The following is a 14,783-nucleotide window of genomic DNA, read 5'->3' on the forward strand; positions in this document are numbered from 1 at the left end:
CATGTTGATCCCACGGCGGGTCAAACACCGCAAGCAGCACCATCCGAGCCGTACGGGTGCCGCCAAGGGCGGAACCCAGGTGACCTTCGGTGAGTGGGGCATCCAGGCTCTCGAGCCGGCCTACATCACCAACCGGCAGATCGAGTCCGCTCGTATCGCCATGACCCGGCACATCAAGCGTGGCGGCAAGATCTGGATCAACATCTTCCCGGATCGCCCCCTCACGAAGAAGCCGGCCGAAACCCGCATGGGTTCCGGTAAGGGTTCCCCCGAGTGGTGGGTCGCGAACGTCAAGCCCGGTCGGGTCCTGTTCGAGATGAGCTACCCGAACGAGGAGATTGCTCGCGAGGCCCTGCGTCGCGCGATGCACAAGCTCCCCTGCAAGTGCCGCATCGTGACGAGGGAGGAGCAGTTCTGATGGCTACCGGTACCCCCGCCGCGGAACTCCGCGAGCTGAGCGACGCAGAGCTGGCCGACAAGGTCCGTGAGTTCAAGGAAGAGCTGTTCAACCTGCGCTTCCAGATGGCCACCGGACAGTTGGACAACAACCGTCGGCTGCGTGTCGTTCGCAACGAGATCGCACGTATCTACACGGTGCTGCGCGAGCGTGAGCTCGGACTGGCCACCGGCCCGAACACGGGTGATGTGGCATGAGTGAGGAAAAGACAGTGAGCACAAACGAAGACCGCGCGAGCCGCAAGGTTCGCATCGGCTATGTCGTCTCGGACAAGATGGAAAAGACCATCGTTGTCGAGCTCGAGGATCGTGTGAAGCACCCGCTGTACGGCAAGATCATCCGCCGTACCACCCGGGTGAAGGCACACGACGAGAACAGCCTCGCCGGCGTCGGCGACCGCGTGCAGCTGATGGAGACCCGTCCGCTGTCCGCGTCGAAGCGGTGGCGTCTGGTCGAGGTGCTCGAGAAGGCCAAGTAGGCTTCCGGCATCGTCGGTGAAGTACCTCGACAGCACCCCCGGCACCCGATCACTCGGGTGGTGGGGGTGCTGTTCTTCGCCGTAGTGACGTACGGAACGGGCCGGCACAGCCGGACCCGGGGCATGGGACCGAGCACACGGTTCGCTAATTTGCCCTGGGTACGGTATATGGCCTACTCTGGACGGGTTGCTCACGGGACCCGTGCGCCCAGCGTATGTGCGCCGCGAGCAAACGACGACCGCGTACGTCCAGGTCGGAAATCTGACGTACATACCAATCCAGGTCAAGGAGAAGTAAGTGATCCAGCAGGAGTCGCGACTGCGCGTCGCCGACAACACGGGTGCCAAGGAGATTCTCTGCATCCGCGTTCTCGGTGGCTCGTCCCGTCGCTACGCCGGTATCGGTGACATCATCGTCGGCACCGTCAAGGAGGCGATCCCCGGCGGCAACGTCAAGCGTGGTGAGGTCGTCAAGGCCGTTATCGTGCGCACCACCAAGGAGCGCCGCCGGCCGGACGGCTCGTACATCAAGTTCGACGAGAACGCTGCCGTCCTCATCAAGGGCGACAACGATCCTCGCGGAACCCGCATCTTCGGACCCGTCGGTCGCGAGCTTCGCGACAAGCGCTTCATGAAGATCGTCTCGCTTGCTCCGGAGGTGCTGTGATGAAGGTGCACAAGGGCGACACCGTTCTCGTCATCTCGGGTAAGGACAAGGGCGCCAAGGGCAAGGTCATCGAGGCCTACCCGAAGCAGAACCGTGTCCTCGTCGAGGGCGTGAACCGCATCAAGAAGCACACCGCAGTCTCGGCCAACGAGCGTGGTGCCTCCACCGGCGGCATCGTCACGCAAGAGGCCCCGATCCACGTTTCCAACGTTGCGGTCATCGACTCGGACGGCAACGCCACGCGCGTGGGCTACCGCGTCGACGAGGAGACCGGCAAGCGCGTTCGGATTTCCCGGAAGAACGGGAAGGACATCTGACATGACCACCACTGAGACCAAGACCATGCCGCGCCTGAAGGTGCGGTACCGCGAGGAGATCCGCGACGCGCTGCAGTCGGAATACGGCTACGCGAACGTCATGCAGATCCCCGGCGTCGTGAAGGTCGTCGTCAACATGGGTGTCGGCGACGCCGCCCGCGACGCGAAGCTGATCAACGGCGCGGTCAACGACCTCGCACTGATCACCGGCCAGAAGCCCGAGATCCGCAAGGCACGTAAGTCCATCGCACAGTTCAAGCTGCGCGAAGGCATGCCGATCGGTGCCCGCGTCACGCTTCGTGGCGACCGCATGTGGGAGTTCCTGGACCGTCTCGTGTCCATCGCGCTGCCCCGTATCCGGGACTTCCGCGGCCTCAACGGCAACCAGTTCGACGGAAACGGCAACTACACGTTCGGCCTGAACGAGCAGTCGATGTTCCACGAGATCGACGTGGACAAGATCGATCGCCCGCGCGGCATGGACATCACCGTCGTCACGACCGCCACCAACAACGAAGAAGGCCGTGCCCTGCTCAAGCACCTCGGCTTCCCGTTCAAGGAGAACTGAGCCCATGGCTAAGAAGGCACTGGTCAACAAGGCCAACAAGAAGCCGAAGTTCGCGGTGCGCGCCTACACCCGCTGCCAGCGCTGCGGACGCCCGCATTCGGTCTTCCGCAAGTTCGGACTCTGCCGCATCTGCCTTCGCGAGATGGCACACCGCGGTGAGCTTCCGGGAGTTCACAAGAGCTCCTGGTGACGTGAACGGTGGGCGGAGCGCCGACGGCCTCCGCCCACCGCCACGCTGTCATGGGTCTGCGGCATCTGCCGCGGACCCGCATCGAAACCGAGTTCGATGTAGGCCCACGGCCGGGATATCCCGGTGTTGCATGGGAACCGCACCGAGAAAGGTGTACAGGTCAGCCATGACCATGACCGACCCCATCGCAGACTTCTTGACGCGTCTGCGTAACGCCAATACGGCGTACCACGACGAGGTCAAGCTCCCGTCCTCGAAGATCAAGGTGAACATCGCCGAGATCCTCAAGCGCGAGGGCTACATCTCCGACTACCGCACCGAGGACGCCGAGGTGGGCACGACCCTCATCGTCGACCTCAAGTACGGCCCTTCCCGTGAGCGCAGCCTTGCAGGCGTGCGCCGCGTGTCGAAGCCCGGCCTGCGCGTGTACGCGAAATCCACCAACCTGCCCAAGGTCCTGGGCGGCCTCGGCGTGGCGATTATCTCCACGTCTTCCGGCCTGCTCACCGATCGCCAGGCGGCCAAGCAGAAGGTGGGCGGGGAAGTCCTCGCCTACGTCTGGTAAGGGAGGCCACCACAATGTCGCGAATCGGAAAACTCCCCGTAGTCGTCCCCTCGGGTGTCGAGGTGAACATCGATGGCCAGGCCGTCGCAGTGAAGGGCCCCAAGGGCAACCTCTCGCTGACGGTCGCCGAGCCCATCGTCGTCACCAAGGGTGATGACGGAGCAATCAACGTCACGCGTCCGAACGACGAGCGTCGCAGCCGTGCGCTGCACGGTCTGTCCCGGACCCTGGTGCAGAACCTCATCGTCGGCGTGACCGAGGGCTACACCACGAAGATGGAAATCTTCGGTGTCGGCTACCGCGTGGCCCTCAAGGGTAAGGACCTCGAGTTCTCCCTGGGCTACAGCCACCCGGTGCTGATCGAAGCGCCCGAGGGCATCACGTTTGCCGTCGAGACCCCGACGAAGTTCTCGATCACGGGGATCGACAAGCAGAAGGTCGGCCAGATCGCTGCCAACATCCGCCGGCTGCGCAAGTCCGACCCGTACAAGGGCAAGGGCATCCGCTACGAGGGTGAACAGGTCCGTCGCAAGGTCGGAAAGACGGGTAAGTGATCATGAGCCAGACCGAGAACCAGAAGGCAAAGCGCATTCCGCGCGGCAAGGACGTGTCCACCACGCGTCGCCTCTCGAAGACGCGTCGTCACTTCCGCCTCCGCAAGAAGATCTCCGGCACCACCGAGCGTCCGCGTCTCGTCGTGAACCGGTCGTCGCGTCACATGCATGTGCAGTTGATCGACGACCTGACGGGTACGACCCTCGCCGCAGCTTCGACCATCGAACCCGATGTGCGTGCTGTCGAGGGCGACAAGAAGGCTCGTGGCGCGAAGGTCGGTCAGCTGATCGCCGAGCGCGCCAAGGCTGCCGGCGTGGAGGCCGTGGTCTTCGACCGCGGTGGCCACACCTACAGCGGCCGCATCGCGGCCCTCGCGGACGCGGCTCGCGAAAGCGGGTTGAAGTTCTGATGATGACTTTTTCGAACGGAAGGAACGCCTGATGCCGGGACGTCAGCGGCGTGACGGCGGCAGCGGCCCTGCCGGCCAGAACCCCAACAGCAGCAGCAGCGGTGACAACCGCGGCGGTCGTGACCGCCGTGACCGCGACTCGCGTGGCGGCAACGCTGCCGAGAAGTCGAACTACATCGAGCGTGTCGTCTCGATCAACCGTGTGTCGAAGGTCGTCAAGGGCGGCCGTCGCTTCAGCTTCACCGCTCTGGTGATCGTGGGCGACGGTAACGGCTTGGTCGGCGTCGGCTACGGCAAGGCCAAGGAAGTTCCCGCGGCCATCCAGAAGGGCGTCGAAGAGGCTCGCAAGGGCTTCTTCCGCGTGCCGATGATCGCCACCACCATCACTCACCCGGTTCAGGGTGAGGCCGCAGCAGGCATCGTCATGCTGCGTCCGGCTTCGCCGGGTACCGGTGTTATCGCCGGTGGCGCGGTGCGTGCCGTGCTGGAGTGCGCGGGCATCTCCGACATCCTGTCGAAGTCCCTGGGCTCCGACAACGCCATCAATGTGGTGCACGCGACGGTTGCGGCTCTCAAGAGCCTGCAGCGTCCGGAAGAGGTTGCGGCTCGCCGTGGTCTCTCCCTCGAGGAAGTTGCCCCCGCCGGCATGCTTCGCGCCCGTGCACAGGCTGCTGGGAGCGTGAAGTAATGGCAGAGCTGAAGATCACCCAGATCAAGAGCACCATCGGCGCCAAGTCGAATCAGCGGGACAGCCTGCGCACCCTCGGTCTGCGGAAGATCCGTCAGTCCGTCGTCCGCGAGGACAATGCGCAGAACCGTGGCTTGATCAACGTGGTGCGTCACCTCGTGACCGTTGAGGAGGTCTGAAAATGACCATCAAGCTGCATCACCTGCGCCCGGCTCCGGGCGCGAAGACCGAAAAGACCCGCGTCGGACGTGGCGAGGGTTCCAAGGGCAAGACCGCTGGTCGCGGTACGAAGGGTACGAAGGCACGTAAGAACGTGTCGGCAGCCTTCGAAGGTGGCCAGATGCCGATTCACATGCGTCTCCCGAAGCTCAAGGGCTTCAAGAACGCATTCCGCACCGAGTACCAGATCGTCAATGTCGGCGACATCGCACGGGTGTTCCCCGAGGGCGGCCAGATCGGCATCGACGAGCTCGTCTCGAACGGACTGGTCCGCAAGAACCAGCTCGTGAAGGTGCTCGGCGAGGGCGAGCTGTCGGTGGCCGTGCAGGTCACCGCCAACAAGTTCTCGGGCTCCGCCAAGGAAAAGATCGCCGCTGCCGGCGGCACCACGACCGAACTGGTCTGACCTGTTCGATCATGTGAGCCAAGGCTCGCGAACGGCCGCGTTGCAGAACCCTGCATCGCGGCCGTTCGTGCTTTCACCGAGTTGAAGTACGCTACCGGCGTACTCGCCCGCTGAGGGCACACTGTTAGAGTTTTAGAGTTGTCTACTTTTCCGACGGGTCCGAAGTCGACCCGCCGTCCCCGATCGGCCTGCCAGGAGGATCTTTGCTTTCCGCCTTCGTTTCGGCCCTCAGGACACCGGACCTGAGGCGGAAGATTCTCATCGCCCTCGGTCTCGTGGCCCTGTATCGCCTCGGTGCGACCGTGCCGTCCCCGGGCGTCGACTACGGCAACGTCCAGGCCTGTGTCGATCAGCTTGCCGGTGGTGATCAAGCCGGCATCTACTCGTTGATCAATCTCTTCTCCGGTGGTGCGCTGCTGCAGCTGTCGGTGTTCGCGATCGGCATCATGCCGTTCATTACCGCGAGCATCATCGTCCAGTTGCTCACCGTCGTCATCCCTCGCTTCGAGGAGTTGCGCAAGGAAGGCCAGTCCGGCCAGGCCAAGATGACGCAGTACACGCGTTATCTGGCCGTCGCACTCGCTGTTCTCCAAGCCACCGGCATCGTGGCCCTCGCGGCCCGTGGGCAGCTGCTTCAGGGCTGTTCCGAGCCGATCCTCGCCGATGACAGCATCTTCGCGATGGTCATCATCGTCCTGGTCATGACCGCCGGTGCCGCCGTCGTCATGTGGTTCGGCGAACTCATCACCGAGCGCGGTGTCGGCAACGGTATGTCGCTGCTGATCTTCTCGGGTATCGCTGCGGCGCTCCCGACCGAGGGTCGCACCATCCTCGAGTCGCGCGGCGGCCTCGTCTTCGCGATCGTCTGTGTGGTGGCCCTGGTCATCATCACCGGCGTCGTGTTCGTCGAGCAGGGCCAGCGCCGTATCCCGGTCCAGTACGCCAAGCGCATGGTGGGCCGGCGCATGTACGGCGGTTCGTCGACGTACCTGCCGCTCAAGGTCAACCAGGCCGGCATCATCCCGGTCATCTTCGCGTCGTCGCTGCTGTACCTGCCGAACCTCATCGGGCAGCTCACCGGCGCGACATCGGCGGTCGAGCCGAACTGGTGGCAGCGCATCGTCAACACGTACCTGATCGATCCGAGCAACCCCGTCTACATCTCGATCTACTTCGCGTTGATCGTCTTCTTCGTGTTCTTCTACGTCGCGATCACCTTCAACCCGGAGGAACGCGCCGACGAGATGAAGAAGTACGGCGGCTTCATTCCGGGCATCCGTCCGGGCCGGCCCACCGCCGAGTACCTCAGCTTCGTGCTCAACCGCATCACGGTCCCGGGCTCGATCTACCTCGGTCTCATCGCAACCCTGCCGAACTTCTTCTTGTCCGGGGGCCAGACCGCCTCGAGCATTTTCGGTGGGGCCGCGGTGCTCATTCTTGTCAGTGTCGCGCTGGACACCGTCAAGCAGATCGAAAGTCAATTGATGCAGCGTAACTACGAAGGGTTCCTCAAGTGAGACTTGTACTCCTCGGTCCTCCCGGTGCCGGAAAGGGCACGCAGGCCGCGATCCTGTCCGACAAGCTCGGTGTCCCCGCGATCTCGACCGGCGATCTGTTCCGCGCCAACATCGGGCAGGGAACGCCGCTCGGCGTCGAGGCCAAGAAGTACATCGACGCAGGAGACCTCGTACCCGCGGAGATCACGAACAACATGGTGCGTGACCGTCTCGGCGAGCCCGACGCGGCACACGGCTTCCTTCTCGACGGCTTCCCGCGCAGCGTCGAGCAGGCCAAGGAACTCGAGAACATCCTGCAGGACCTCGGGGTGGCCCTCGACGGCGTGCTGTCCTTCGTCATCGACGAGGACGTCGTCGTCGGGCGCATGCTCGCTCGCGGCCGCGCCGACGACACCGAGGACGTCATCCGTAATCGCCTCCGGGTCTACCGCGAGGAGACAGCTCCGCTGCTCGACTACTACCGCGACGCGATCATCACGGTCGACGCCATCGGTGAGGTCGAGGAGATCAACGCCCGGGCGCTCGCAGCGCTCGGCAAGTAACACGTAGGAAGTTTCGACATGGGTTTCGGGCGCAAGCGCAAGGTGGTTCCGTTCCGTACGGCCGGTGAACTCGACGCGATGGCGGCCGCCGGCGCGATCGTCGGTGCCGCACTCGTTGCGGTGAGGGATGCGGCGAAGCCGGGCGTGAGCACCCTGGAACTCGACCGGGTGGCGGAAGCGGTGATCCGTGATGCGGGCGCCGTTCCGTCCTTCCTGGGATACCACGGTTTCACCGGTTCGATCTGCTCGTCGGTCAACGACCGCGTGGTCCACGGCATCCCGTCGGCGGACGACATCCTCGCCGAAGGCGATCTGGTCTCCATCGACTGCGGCGCGATCCTCGACGGCTGGCACGGCGACTCGGCATGGACATTCGGGGTCGGTGAACTCGCACAGGACGACGCCGAGCTGAGTGAGGCGACGCGGCTGTCGATGGAGGCCGGCATTGCGGCGATGCTTCCGGGCAACCGTCTCACCGACGTCTCGCACGCGATCGAGAACGGCACGCACGCCGCCGAGAAGCTGTTCGGCCGTTCCTTCGGGATCGTGGACGGCTACGGCGGCCACGGCATCGGCCGCGAAATGCACATGGAGCCCTTCCTGGCGAACGAAGGCGCGCCCGGCAAGGGACCGCAACTGGTGGTCGGATCGGTGCTCGCGATCGAGCCCATGCTCACTCTCGGCACGTACGAGACCGAGGTGCTCGAGGACGACTGGACCGTGGTCACGTCGGACGGCAGCCGCGCCGCGCATTGGGAGCACACCGTCGCGGTCACCGAGTCGGGCCCGCGCATCCTCACGCTGCGCCCCGAGTAGCGGCGTTCGTCACACCTCGACGATCAGGGTCACCGGCCCGTCGTTGACGAGGCTCACCTCCATGTGTGCGCCGAACACTCCCGTTTCGACGTGTGCGCCGAGCGCACGCAACGCGGACGTGAACTCCTCGACGAGAGGTTCCGCCACACTGCGCGGCGCCGCCGCCGACCAGGACGGCCGCCGGCTCTTCCGGGTGTCGGCCATCAGCGTGAACTGGCTGACGACCAGCACCGGAGCACCCACATCGGACGCAGATCTCTCGTCGTCGAGGATGCGCATCGTCCACACCTTGCGGGCGAGTGTCGCCGCTGTCGCCGCGTCGTCGTCGTGGGTCACCCCCACGAGCACGAGCAGACCGTGCCCGCCGGGTGGGGGAGTGATCCGGGCAACCTCGTCGCCCTCCACCGCAACCGACGCGGTCGTCACCCGCTGAATCAGCGCCCGCAACTCGTGTCCTCCTCGTCCGTCTCCATTTGGCCTGGTGGGAAAACTCCCGTAGCATTGACCGGTGGTGCGCGCTGCGCTCCGGGTCGGTACGTGTCGAATCTCGATTCGCGCGACTTCCGGAGGCCGAGCGTCACGGTATCGGATGCCGATGCAACCACACATCGAACGACGGATCGCGGAGGATATGGCTAAGAAAGACGGGGCAATCGAGGTCGAGGGCCGGGTTGTCGAACCACTGCCCAATGCGATGTTCCGCATCGAGCTGGAGAACGGTCATAAAGTTCTGGCCCATATCAGCGGCAAGATGCGCCAGCACTACATTCGTATCCTTCCCGAGGACCGCGTGGTCGTGGAGCTTTCGCCCTACGACTTGACGCGTGGACGCATCGTCTACCGGTACAAGTAGAAGCTTCCCCGGCTATACGGTCGGGGGGAACCCTGTCTTCGGTCGCGGTCAGCCGTGTCCGGGGGCGCACATACAGGAGATCGGACGCACGTGAAGGTTCAGCCTAGCGTCAAGAAGATCTGCGAGAAGTGCAAGGTGATCCGTCGTAACGGACGGGTCATGGTGATCTGCGAGAACCTGCGTCACAAGCAGCGTCAGGGCTAGATCGGACCTTCGTCTCGAAGATCTGCTTGGCAACAAGCAAAGAAGACCTTCCAGCACCAGTCGCACGGTTACGATCCTCGATCAGTCGAGGAGCTGTGCGATCAACCCCCGGTTCGGAGGCCGGGGCCCCACTGTGTTTATCGACTTACACAGTTTTTCGACGCAGGGGACGGGCTGGGAGCAGACCTCCGCACACCGAATAGGAATGCCACATGGCACGTCTCGCAGGTGTCGATCTACCCCGTGAAAAGCGGATGGAGATCGCACTCACATACATCTACGGCATCGGCCGTACGCGCTCCCAGGAAATCCTTGCGGCAACCGGCGTGAACCCGGATCTGCGCAGCAAGGATCTGTCCGACGAGGATCTCGCCAAGCTCCGCGAGCACATCGAGGAAAGCTACAAGGTCGAGGGTGACCTCCGCCGCGAGGTCCAGGCGGATATCCGCCGCAAGATCGAGATCGGCTGCTACCAGGGCCTGCGGCATCGTCGTGGTCTGCCCGTGCGTGGACAGCGCACCAAGACCAACGCCCGTACCCGCAAGGGTCCGAAGCGCACCGTCGCAGGAAAGAAGAAGTAATGCCTCCCAAGTCACGCACCGCCGGTCCGAAGAAGACCCAGAAGGCACGGCGCAGGGACAAGAAGAATGTTCCGCACGGCGCCGCTCACATCAAGAGCACCTTCAACAACACCATCGTGTCCATCACCGATCCCCAGGGCAACGTGATCTCCTGGGCGTCGTCGGGCCACGTCGGCTTCAAGGGTTCGCGCAAGTCGACCCCGTTCGCCGCCCAGCTCGCCGCCGAGAGCGCTGCCCGCAAGGCGCAGGAGCACGGTGTCAAGAAGGTCGACGTTTTCGTGAAGGGCCCCGGTTCGGGCCGCGAAACCGCGATCCGCTCCCTCCAGGCCGCAGGCCTCGAGGTCGGCACCATCTCCGACGTCACGCCCCAGCCGCACAATGGTTGCCGTCCGCCCAAGCGGCGTCGCGTCTAATACGGGAAAGGAAAAGGTTCTAAGTCATGGCACGTTATACCGGTCCCGTTACACGTAAGTCGCGTCGTCTCCGCGTCGACCTGGTCGGAGGCGATCAGGCCTTCGAGCGCCGCCCCTACCCGCCCGGCCAGCACGGCCGCGCGCGGATCAAGGAGAGCGAGTACCTGCTCCAGCTGCAGGAGAAGCAGAAGGCTCGCTTCTCCTACGGAATCATGGAGAAGCAGTTCCGTCGTTACTACGAGGAAGCCGCCAGCCGTCCCGGTAAGACCGGTGAGGTGCTGCTGACCATCCTCGAGTCGCGTCTGGACAACGTCGTCTACCGTGCCGGCCTCGCCCGCACGCGTCGTCAGGCTCGTCAGCTCGTCAGCCACGGCCACTTCCTGGTCAACGGCAAGAAGGTCGACGTTCCCAGCTACCGCGTCTCGCAGTACGACATCATCGATGTCCGCGAGAAGTCGCTGAGCACGCTGCCCTTCCAGGTGGCCCGTGAGACCCAGGGCGATCGCCCGATCCCGGGTTGGCTGCAGGTCGTCGGTTCGCGTCTGCGGGTGCTGGTTCACCAGCTGCCCGAGCGCGCACAGATCGACGTCCCGCTGCAGGAACAGCTCATCGTCGAGTACTACTCGAAGTAAGGCACTTCGTGCCGTGTGTTTCTCCGGTCCTTCGGGCCGGAGAAACACACACCCATCCACCAGGGCGTCAAATAGCGGACGCCCACAAGGAGGCAACAGATGCTCATTTCGCAGCGACCCACCCTGACCGAAGAGGTCATCGCTGACAACCGTTCGAAGTTCGTCATCGAACCCCTCGAGCCTGGCTTCGGGTACACACTCGGCAACTCGCTTCGTCGCACCCTGCTCTCCTCGATCCCGGGCGCAGCCGTCACCAGCATTCGCATCGACGGCGTGCTCCACGAGTTCACCACGGTTCCGGGGGTGAAGGAGGATGTCACCGACATCATCCTGAACCTCAAGGGCCTCGTGGTCGGCTCGGAAGAGGACGAGCCGGTCACCATGTACGTCCGCAAGCAGGGTCCCGGCACCGTTACGGCCGGCGACATCGTCCCCCCGGCCGGTGTCACCATCCATAACCCGGACCTGCACATCGCCACCCTGAACGACAAGGGAAAGCTGGAGATCGAGCTCGTCGTCGAGCGCGGTCGCGGCTACGTCCCCGCCGTCCAGAACAAGGCGTCCGGCGCCGAGATCGGCCGTATCCCGGTCGACTCGATCTACTCGCCGGTGCTCAAGGTGACGTACAAGGTGGAAGCGACCCGCGTCGAGCAGCGCACCGACTTCGATCGGCTGATTCTCGACGTGGAGACCAAGAACTCCATCACGGCGCGGGACGCGCTCGCTTCGGCGGGCAAGACCCTCGTGGAGCTCTTCGGTCTGGCTCGTGAGCTGAATGTCGAAGCAGAAGGTATCGAGATCGGTCCCTCGCCCGCCGAGGCCGACCACATCGCCTCCTTCGGACTTCCGATCGAGGACCTCGACCTCACGGTCCGGTCCTACAACTGCCTCAAGCGCGAAGGCGTTCACACCGTCGGCGAGCTCGTGGCACGCACGGAATCCGATCTGCTCGACATCCGCAACTTCGGTCAGAAGTCCATCGATGAGGTCAAGGTCAAGCTGCACTCGCTCGGCTTGTCGCTCAAGGACAGCCCCGCATCGTTCGACCCCAGCACCGTCGCCGGCTACGACGCCGCGACCGGTACCTGGAGCGACACCGAGGCCGGCTCCTTCAGTGAGACCGACGGCAACGAGGACTACGCCGAGACCGAGCAGCTGTAGCAGCTCACGGTCCGTTACTAGGAGAAAATAATGCCCAAGCCCAAGAAGGGCGCCCGCTTCGGCGGGTCGGCCTCGCACCAGAAGGCGATCTTCGCCAACCTGGCCACCGCGCTCTTCGAGCACGGCCGCATCACCACCACCGAGTCCAAGGCCAAGGCCCTGCGCCCGTACGCCGAGAAGCTCGTCACGCACGCAAAGGCCAACACGTTGGCTTCGCGTCGTGAGGTGCTGAAGGTCCTCCGCAACAAGGACGTCGTCCACACGCTGTTCGCGGAGATCGGTCCCTCCTTCGAGGACCGCAACGGTGGCTACACCCGCATCATCAAGACGATGCCGCGCAAGGGCGACAATGCCCCGATGGCGATCATCGAGCTCGTCCGTGAGAAGACGGTCAGCAACGAGGCGGATCGCGCTCGTCGCGTCGCCGCTTCGCAGTCTGCTCCGGCTGCCGAGGAGAACGTGGTGGAGGCCGTCGAGGCCGACGCCACCGACGCCGAGGTCGAGAACGCGGATGCCGTCATCGACGCGATCGAGGACGACACCGCCACGGCCGCCGATGCCGACGAGGCCAAGAAGGACTAGTTCCCTTGGTTTCGGCATCTGCTGAAGCACCCGAGCCCGCCGACCCTTCCGAGGGCGGCGGGCTCGTTGCTTCCGAAAACTCTGCAGTCGTGGGCGGGCCCGAACTCACCCGGCTCCGGCTCGACATCGCTTATGACGGAACCGATTTCTCCGGTTGGGCGCGACAGCCCGGCCGCCGCACCGTGTGCGGCGAAATCGAGGAGAAACTCGGGGCGATCGTCCGCACCCCGGTGCTTCTCACCGTCGCCGGCCGCACCGACGCGGGTGTCCACGCGTCCGGCCAGGTCGCGCACGTCGACGTGCCCACCGCGGCGCTGCCCGACGACCCGTCGCGGTGGATCCGGCGACTGGCCCGGTTTCTTCCCCGCGACATCCGGGTGACGGGAATCTCCCTCGCGTCGGAGCATTTCGACGCGCGGTTCTCGGCGATCCGGCGCCACTACGAGTACCGGTTGACGACAGCCCCGTACGGCGCGGAACCGTTGCGTGCCCGCGACACCGTGGCGTGGCCGAAAACCGTCGACCTGGACGTGATGCAGCGCGCCTCCCACTCGCTTCTCGGCCTGCACGATTTCGCCGCGTTCTGCAAACGCCGCGAGGGCGCCACGACTGTCCGTGAACTCCAGCGCTACGACTGGGTGCGTGACGGTGACATCCTCACCGCTTATGTCAGCGCCGATGCGTTCTGCTGGTCGATGGTGCGCAGCCTCGTCGGCGCTGCCCTCGCGGTCGGTGAAGGCCGGCGCAGCGTCGAGTGGATGACCCGGTTGCTCGACGAACGCGAACGCGCCGCCTCGGTCGCCGTCGCGCCCGCGCACGGACTCTCGCTCGTGCGCGTCGATTATCCGGCGGACGACGAACTCGCCGCACGCAATGTCGCGACCCGCGAAGTCCGCGGGCCCATCGTGCCGGGTTGCTGCTGACGGTCTCGTCCCGTCCCATGTCCTGTCGCGCCGGCCGGCGCAGCGGGAGTCCTGCCGTCTTCTGCTGCAGCGTTACCGGATTGTCGGCGCCGACCCATTGACACTGCTCACTTTGCGTTGCAAAGTGAACGGCATGAACCCTCCCTCGCACAGTGAACGCGACGCCGACCAGGCGCGGGATCTCATCACCGACATCGACCAGTGGTCGCGGCAGGGGAGAAGGCTGTCGTCGCCCGCGTGGTTCCCACTTCTCGTCGTGTCCGTCGCGGTGTTTGCGGCACTACCGGCCGCGCTTCTGCTCGGCGGCAACGCGACGGGTTACTGGGCTGTCGTGGCTCCGCTTTCCGCGGTGGTCACGGGGTGGTACTTCGCCACCCGTCGCGTGCAGTTACCGATGATGCGCGGCACGATCGTGTTCGCAACCGGCGTCGTGATGCTCCTCGTCGTCGCCGGCTTCCTGCTGTGGTTCGCCGGGGACAGCGCAGACTTCCTGCCCTGGCTCGTGATCGCCTGCGGTTTCGGGATATTCGCTCTGATGTGGCGATCGGCGCCGACCGGTTTCTTCGCCGCAGCGACCGCGGTGGCGATCGTGGTCGTCGCGCTCGGTGGCTGGGGGAACGTAGGGGTGATCATGACGCTCGTCGTCGGAACGGGAGCGGTCGCGGCGGCCATGGTCGAACTCGCGCAGGCGGATCCGGGACGTGCACATGCCTGACACGTCTTCTCCGGACGAGCATCCGACGCTCGGCCTCGACGACGTCGTCCACCAACGCACCCGCCTCGGAATTCTCTCGCTTCTCCGAGACGGTGCGTCGATGCAATTCGGGGTGCTCCGAGAAACGCTGCGCCTGACGGACGGAAATCTGAACCGTCATCTCAAAGTGCTCGTCGACGCGGGACTGCTCGAGAGCACGCGTGAAGAAGGCAAAGGACGCACACGTACCTGGGTCACGATCACCCCGTCCGGTCGCGCCGCGCTCGACGCGGAGATCGCCGCGCTCCGCGCGCTGATCGGCGCGCACGACTAGACGGAGACTCGC

At 64.7% G+C, this 14,783-nt stretch carries 27 protein-coding genes; 26 read left to right on the forward strand and 1 reads right to left on the reverse strand.

The features are described from left to right. Window position 1: 1 nt before the first annotated feature. The 16 genes from rplP to map all read left to right on the forward strand — a co-directional run bounded on the left by rplP (window position 2) and on the right by map (window position 8,394). Window positions 2–418 carry a 50S ribosomal protein L16 gene (gene rplP, locus ACFWBU_RS16770; protein WP_072699607.1) on the forward strand — a complete coding sequence of 139 codons (417 nt, stop codon included), beginning with the start codon at window positions 2–4 and terminating at the stop codon, window positions 416–418. Then, window positions 418–654, forward strand: a complete 237-nt coding sequence (gene rpmC, locus ACFWBU_RS16775; RefSeq protein WP_072699606.1) for a 50S ribosomal protein L29 — start codon at window positions 418–420, stop codon at window positions 652–654. Before rplP ends, rpmC begins: the two co-directional genes overlap by 1 nt. Continuing rightward, window positions 651–935 (forward strand): 30S ribosomal protein S17, encoded by a 285-nt coding sequence (rpsQ, locus tag ACFWBU_RS16780; protein WP_169619969.1) that lies wholly within the window; start codon window positions 651–653, stop codon window positions 933–935. The genes rpmC and rpsQ overlap by 4 nt, the downstream gene beginning before the upstream one ends. Before the next feature lie 298 nt (window positions 936–1,233). Further along, the gene (gene rplN / locus ACFWBU_RS16785) at window positions 1,234–1,602 is read left to right on the forward strand and encodes a 50S ribosomal protein L14 (RefSeq protein WP_072699604.1); all 369 of its coding nucleotides are present in this window, start codon (window positions 1,234–1,236) and stop codon (window positions 1,600–1,602) included. Continuing rightward, window positions 1,602–1,919 carry a 50S ribosomal protein L24 gene (gene rplX / locus ACFWBU_RS16790; RefSeq protein WP_072699603.1) on the forward strand — a complete coding sequence of 106 codons (318 nt, stop codon included), beginning with the start codon at window positions 1,602–1,604 and terminating at the stop codon, window positions 1,917–1,919. The genes rplN and rplX overlap by 1 nt, the downstream gene beginning before the upstream one ends. 1 nt (window position 1,920) lies before the next feature. After that, entirely contained in the window at window positions 1,921–2,487 is a 567-nt protein-coding gene (rplE, locus tag ACFWBU_RS16795) for a 50S ribosomal protein L5 (protein WP_169619968.1), read from the forward strand. 4 nt (window positions 2,488–2,491) lie between these two features. Next, window positions 2,492–2,677, forward strand: coding sequence for a type Z 30S ribosomal protein S14 (locus tag ACFWBU_RS16800; RefSeq protein ID WP_006554598.1), 186 nt, complete (start codon window positions 2,492–2,494; stop codon window positions 2,675–2,677). 166 nt (window positions 2,678–2,843) lie between these two features. After that, on the forward strand, window positions 2,844–3,242 hold the full coding sequence (rpsH, locus tag ACFWBU_RS16805; RefSeq protein ID WP_169619967.1) for a 30S ribosomal protein S8: 399 nt from the start codon (window positions 2,844–2,846) through the stop codon (window positions 3,240–3,242). Between the two features lie 14 nt (window positions 3,243–3,256). Then, on the forward strand, window positions 3,257–3,796 hold the full coding sequence (gene rplF / locus ACFWBU_RS16810; RefSeq protein WP_169619966.1) for a 50S ribosomal protein L6: 540 nt from the start codon (window positions 3,257–3,259) through the stop codon (window positions 3,794–3,796). A gap of 2 nt (window positions 3,797–3,798) precedes the next feature. Next, window positions 3,799–4,206: a 50S ribosomal protein L18 gene (gene rplR / locus ACFWBU_RS16815; RefSeq protein WP_169619965.1), complete on the forward strand. Its 408-nt coding sequence runs from the start codon at window positions 3,799–3,801 to the stop codon at window positions 4,204–4,206. Window positions 4,207–4,237: 31 nt separating this feature from the next. Beyond that, window positions 4,238–4,894 (forward strand): 30S ribosomal protein S5, encoded by a 657-nt coding sequence (gene rpsE, locus ACFWBU_RS16820; RefSeq protein ID WP_169619964.1) that lies wholly within the window; start codon window positions 4,238–4,240, stop codon window positions 4,892–4,894. Further along, window positions 4,894–5,073, forward strand: a complete 180-nt coding sequence (gene rpmD, locus ACFWBU_RS16825) for a 50S ribosomal protein L30 (protein ID WP_006554593.1) — start codon at window positions 4,894–4,896, stop codon at window positions 5,071–5,073. Before rpsE ends, rpmD begins: the two co-directional genes overlap by 1 nt. A gap of 2 nt (window positions 5,074–5,075) precedes the next feature. Next, entirely contained in the window at window positions 5,076–5,519 is a 444-nt protein-coding gene (gene rplO, locus ACFWBU_RS16830; protein WP_169619963.1) for a 50S ribosomal protein L15, read from the forward strand. A gap of 203 nt (window positions 5,520–5,722) precedes the next feature. Further along, complete coding sequence (gene secY, locus ACFWBU_RS16835; protein ID WP_169619962.1) at window positions 5,723–7,036, forward strand: preprotein translocase subunit SecY; 1,314 nt, start codon at window positions 5,723–5,725, stop codon at window positions 7,034–7,036. Beyond that, on the forward strand, window positions 7,033–7,578 hold the full coding sequence (locus tag ACFWBU_RS16840) for an adenylate kinase (RefSeq protein ID WP_296551752.1): 546 nt from the start codon (window positions 7,033–7,035) through the stop codon (window positions 7,576–7,578). The genes secY and ACFWBU_RS16840 overlap by 4 nt, the downstream gene beginning before the upstream one ends. Window positions 7,579–7,596: 18 nt before the next feature. Continuing rightward, window positions 7,597–8,394, forward strand: coding sequence for a type I methionyl aminopeptidase (gene map / locus ACFWBU_RS16845; protein WP_296551753.1), 798 nt, complete (start codon window positions 7,597–7,599; stop codon window positions 8,392–8,394). Between the two features lie 9 nt (window positions 8,395–8,403). Here map and dtd read toward each other — a convergent pair whose 3' ends face one another. Then, window positions 8,404–8,841 (reverse strand): D-aminoacyl-tRNA deacylase, encoded by a 438-nt coding sequence (dtd, locus tag ACFWBU_RS16850; RefSeq protein WP_169651617.1) that lies wholly within the window; start codon window positions 8,839–8,841, stop codon window positions 8,404–8,406. Between the two features lie 184 nt (window positions 8,842–9,025). Here dtd and infA point away from each other — a divergent pair, with 184 nt between their 5' ends. From infA to ACFWBU_RS16900, 10 genes are all read left to right on the forward strand, one after another. After that, entirely contained in the window at window positions 9,026–9,247 is a 222-nt protein-coding gene (infA, locus tag ACFWBU_RS16855; RefSeq protein ID WP_005140011.1) for a translation initiation factor IF-1, read from the forward strand. 90 nt (window positions 9,248–9,337) lie between these two features. Then, complete coding sequence (rpmJ, locus tag ACFWBU_RS16860; protein WP_003938068.1) at window positions 9,338–9,451, forward strand: 50S ribosomal protein L36; 114 nt, start codon at window positions 9,338–9,340, stop codon at window positions 9,449–9,451. 212 nt (window positions 9,452–9,663) lie between these two features. Next, window positions 9,664–10,032: a 30S ribosomal protein S13 gene (gene rpsM / locus ACFWBU_RS16865; protein ID WP_072699592.1), complete on the forward strand. Its 369-nt coding sequence runs from the start codon at window positions 9,664–9,666 to the stop codon at window positions 10,030–10,032. Beyond that, on the forward strand, window positions 10,032–10,445 hold the full coding sequence (rpsK, locus tag ACFWBU_RS16870; protein ID WP_072699591.1) for a 30S ribosomal protein S11: 414 nt from the start codon (window positions 10,032–10,034) through the stop codon (window positions 10,443–10,445). The genes rpsM and rpsK overlap by 1 nt, the downstream gene beginning before the upstream one ends. Window positions 10,446–10,471: 26 nt before the next feature. Further along, on the forward strand, window positions 10,472–11,077 hold the full coding sequence (gene rpsD / locus ACFWBU_RS16875) for a 30S ribosomal protein S4 (RefSeq protein ID WP_169619958.1): 606 nt from the start codon (window positions 10,472–10,474) through the stop codon (window positions 11,075–11,077). Window positions 11,078–11,176: 99 nt separating this feature from the next. Beyond that, entirely contained in the window at window positions 11,177–12,238 is a 1,062-nt protein-coding gene (locus ACFWBU_RS16880) for a DNA-directed RNA polymerase subunit alpha (RefSeq protein WP_378528782.1), read from the forward strand. 30 nt (window positions 12,239–12,268) lie between these two features. Next, the gene (gene rplQ / locus ACFWBU_RS16885; protein WP_378528783.1) at window positions 12,269–12,820 is read left to right on the forward strand and encodes a 50S ribosomal protein L17; all 552 of its coding nucleotides are present in this window, start codon (window positions 12,269–12,271) and stop codon (window positions 12,818–12,820) included. Between the two features lie 5 nt (window positions 12,821–12,825). Further along, complete coding sequence (gene truA, locus ACFWBU_RS16890; RefSeq protein ID WP_378528784.1) at window positions 12,826–13,743, forward strand: tRNA pseudouridine(38-40) synthase TruA; 918 nt, start codon at window positions 12,826–12,828, stop codon at window positions 13,741–13,743. Window positions 13,744–13,876: 133 nt separating this feature from the next. Then, on the forward strand, window positions 13,877–14,458 hold the full coding sequence (locus ACFWBU_RS16895; protein ID WP_169619954.1) for a hypothetical protein: 582 nt from the start codon (window positions 13,877–13,879) through the stop codon (window positions 14,456–14,458). After that, entirely contained in the window at window positions 14,451–14,771 is a 321-nt protein-coding gene (locus tag ACFWBU_RS16900) for a transcriptional regulator (protein WP_169651618.1), read from the forward strand. The genes ACFWBU_RS16895 and ACFWBU_RS16900 overlap by 8 nt, the downstream gene beginning before the upstream one ends. Window positions 14,772–14,783: the final 12 nt, after the last annotated feature.

This window comes from Rhodococcus sp. NPDC060084, from assembly GCF_042730335.1.
GTDB lineage: Bacteria > Actinomycetota > Actinomycetes > Mycobacteriales > Mycobacteriaceae > Rhodococcus.

Bases quoted from the DNA above. Each gene is read 5' to 3' on its own strand.
- rplP (WP_072699607.1), top strand. From the start codon at position 2: ATGTTGATCCCACGGCGGGTCAAACACCGCAAGCAGCACCATCCGAGC.
- rpmC (WP_072699606.1), top strand. From the start codon at position 418: ATGGCTACCGGTACCCCCGCCGCGGAACTCCGCGAGCTGAGCGACGCA.
- rpsQ (WP_169619969.1), top strand. From the start codon at position 651: ATGAGTGAGGAAAAGACAGTGAGCACAAACGAAGACCGCGCGAGCCGC.
- rplX (WP_072699603.1), top strand. From the start codon at position 1,602: ATGAAGGTGCACAAGGGCGACACCGTTCTCGTCATCTCGGGTAAGGAC.
- rplE (WP_169619968.1), top strand. From the start codon at position 1,921: ATGACCACCACTGAGACCAAGACCATGCCGCGCCTGAAGGTGCGGTAC.
- ACFWBU_RS16800 (WP_006554598.1), top strand. From the start codon at position 2,492: ATGGCTAAGAAGGCACTGGTCAACAAGGCCAACAAGAAGCCGAAGTTC.
- rpsH (WP_169619967.1), top strand. From the start codon at position 2,844: ATGACCATGACCGACCCCATCGCAGACTTCTTGACGCGTCTGCGTAAC.
- rplF (WP_169619966.1), top strand. From the start codon at position 3,257: ATGTCGCGAATCGGAAAACTCCCCGTAGTCGTCCCCTCGGGTGTCGAG.
- rplR (WP_169619965.1), top strand. From the start codon at position 3,799: ATGAGCCAGACCGAGAACCAGAAGGCAAAGCGCATTCCGCGCGGCAAG.
- rpsE (WP_169619964.1), top strand. From the start codon at position 4,238: ATGCCGGGACGTCAGCGGCGTGACGGCGGCAGCGGCCCTGCCGGCCAG.
- rpmD (WP_006554593.1), top strand. From the start codon at position 4,894: ATGGCAGAGCTGAAGATCACCCAGATCAAGAGCACCATCGGCGCCAAG.
- rplO (WP_169619963.1), top strand. From the start codon at position 5,076: ATGACCATCAAGCTGCATCACCTGCGCCCGGCTCCGGGCGCGAAGACC.
- map (WP_296551753.1), top strand. From the start codon at position 7,597: ATGGGTTTCGGGCGCAAGCGCAAGGTGGTTCCGTTCCGTACGGCCGGT.
- infA (WP_005140011.1), top strand. From the start codon at position 9,026: ATGGCTAAGAAAGACGGGGCAATCGAGGTCGAGGGCCGGGTTGTCGAA.
- rpsM (WP_072699592.1), top strand. From the start codon at position 9,664: ATGGCACGTCTCGCAGGTGTCGATCTACCCCGTGAAAAGCGGATGGAG.
- rpsK (WP_072699591.1), top strand. From the start codon at position 10,032: ATGCCTCCCAAGTCACGCACCGCCGGTCCGAAGAAGACCCAGAAGGCA.
- rpsD (WP_169619958.1), top strand. From the start codon at position 10,472: ATGGCACGTTATACCGGTCCCGTTACACGTAAGTCGCGTCGTCTCCGC.
- ACFWBU_RS16880 (WP_378528782.1), top strand. From the start codon at position 11,177: ATGCTCATTTCGCAGCGACCCACCCTGACCGAAGAGGTCATCGCTGAC.
- rplQ (WP_378528783.1), top strand. From the start codon at position 12,269: ATGCCCAAGCCCAAGAAGGGCGCCCGCTTCGGCGGGTCGGCCTCGCAC.
- ACFWBU_RS16895 (WP_169619954.1), top strand. From the start codon at position 13,877: ATGAACCCTCCCTCGCACAGTGAACGCGACGCCGACCAGGCGCGGGAT.
- ACFWBU_RS16900 (WP_169651618.1), top strand. From the start codon at position 14,451: ATGCCTGACACGTCTTCTCCGGACGAGCATCCGACGCTCGGCCTCGAC.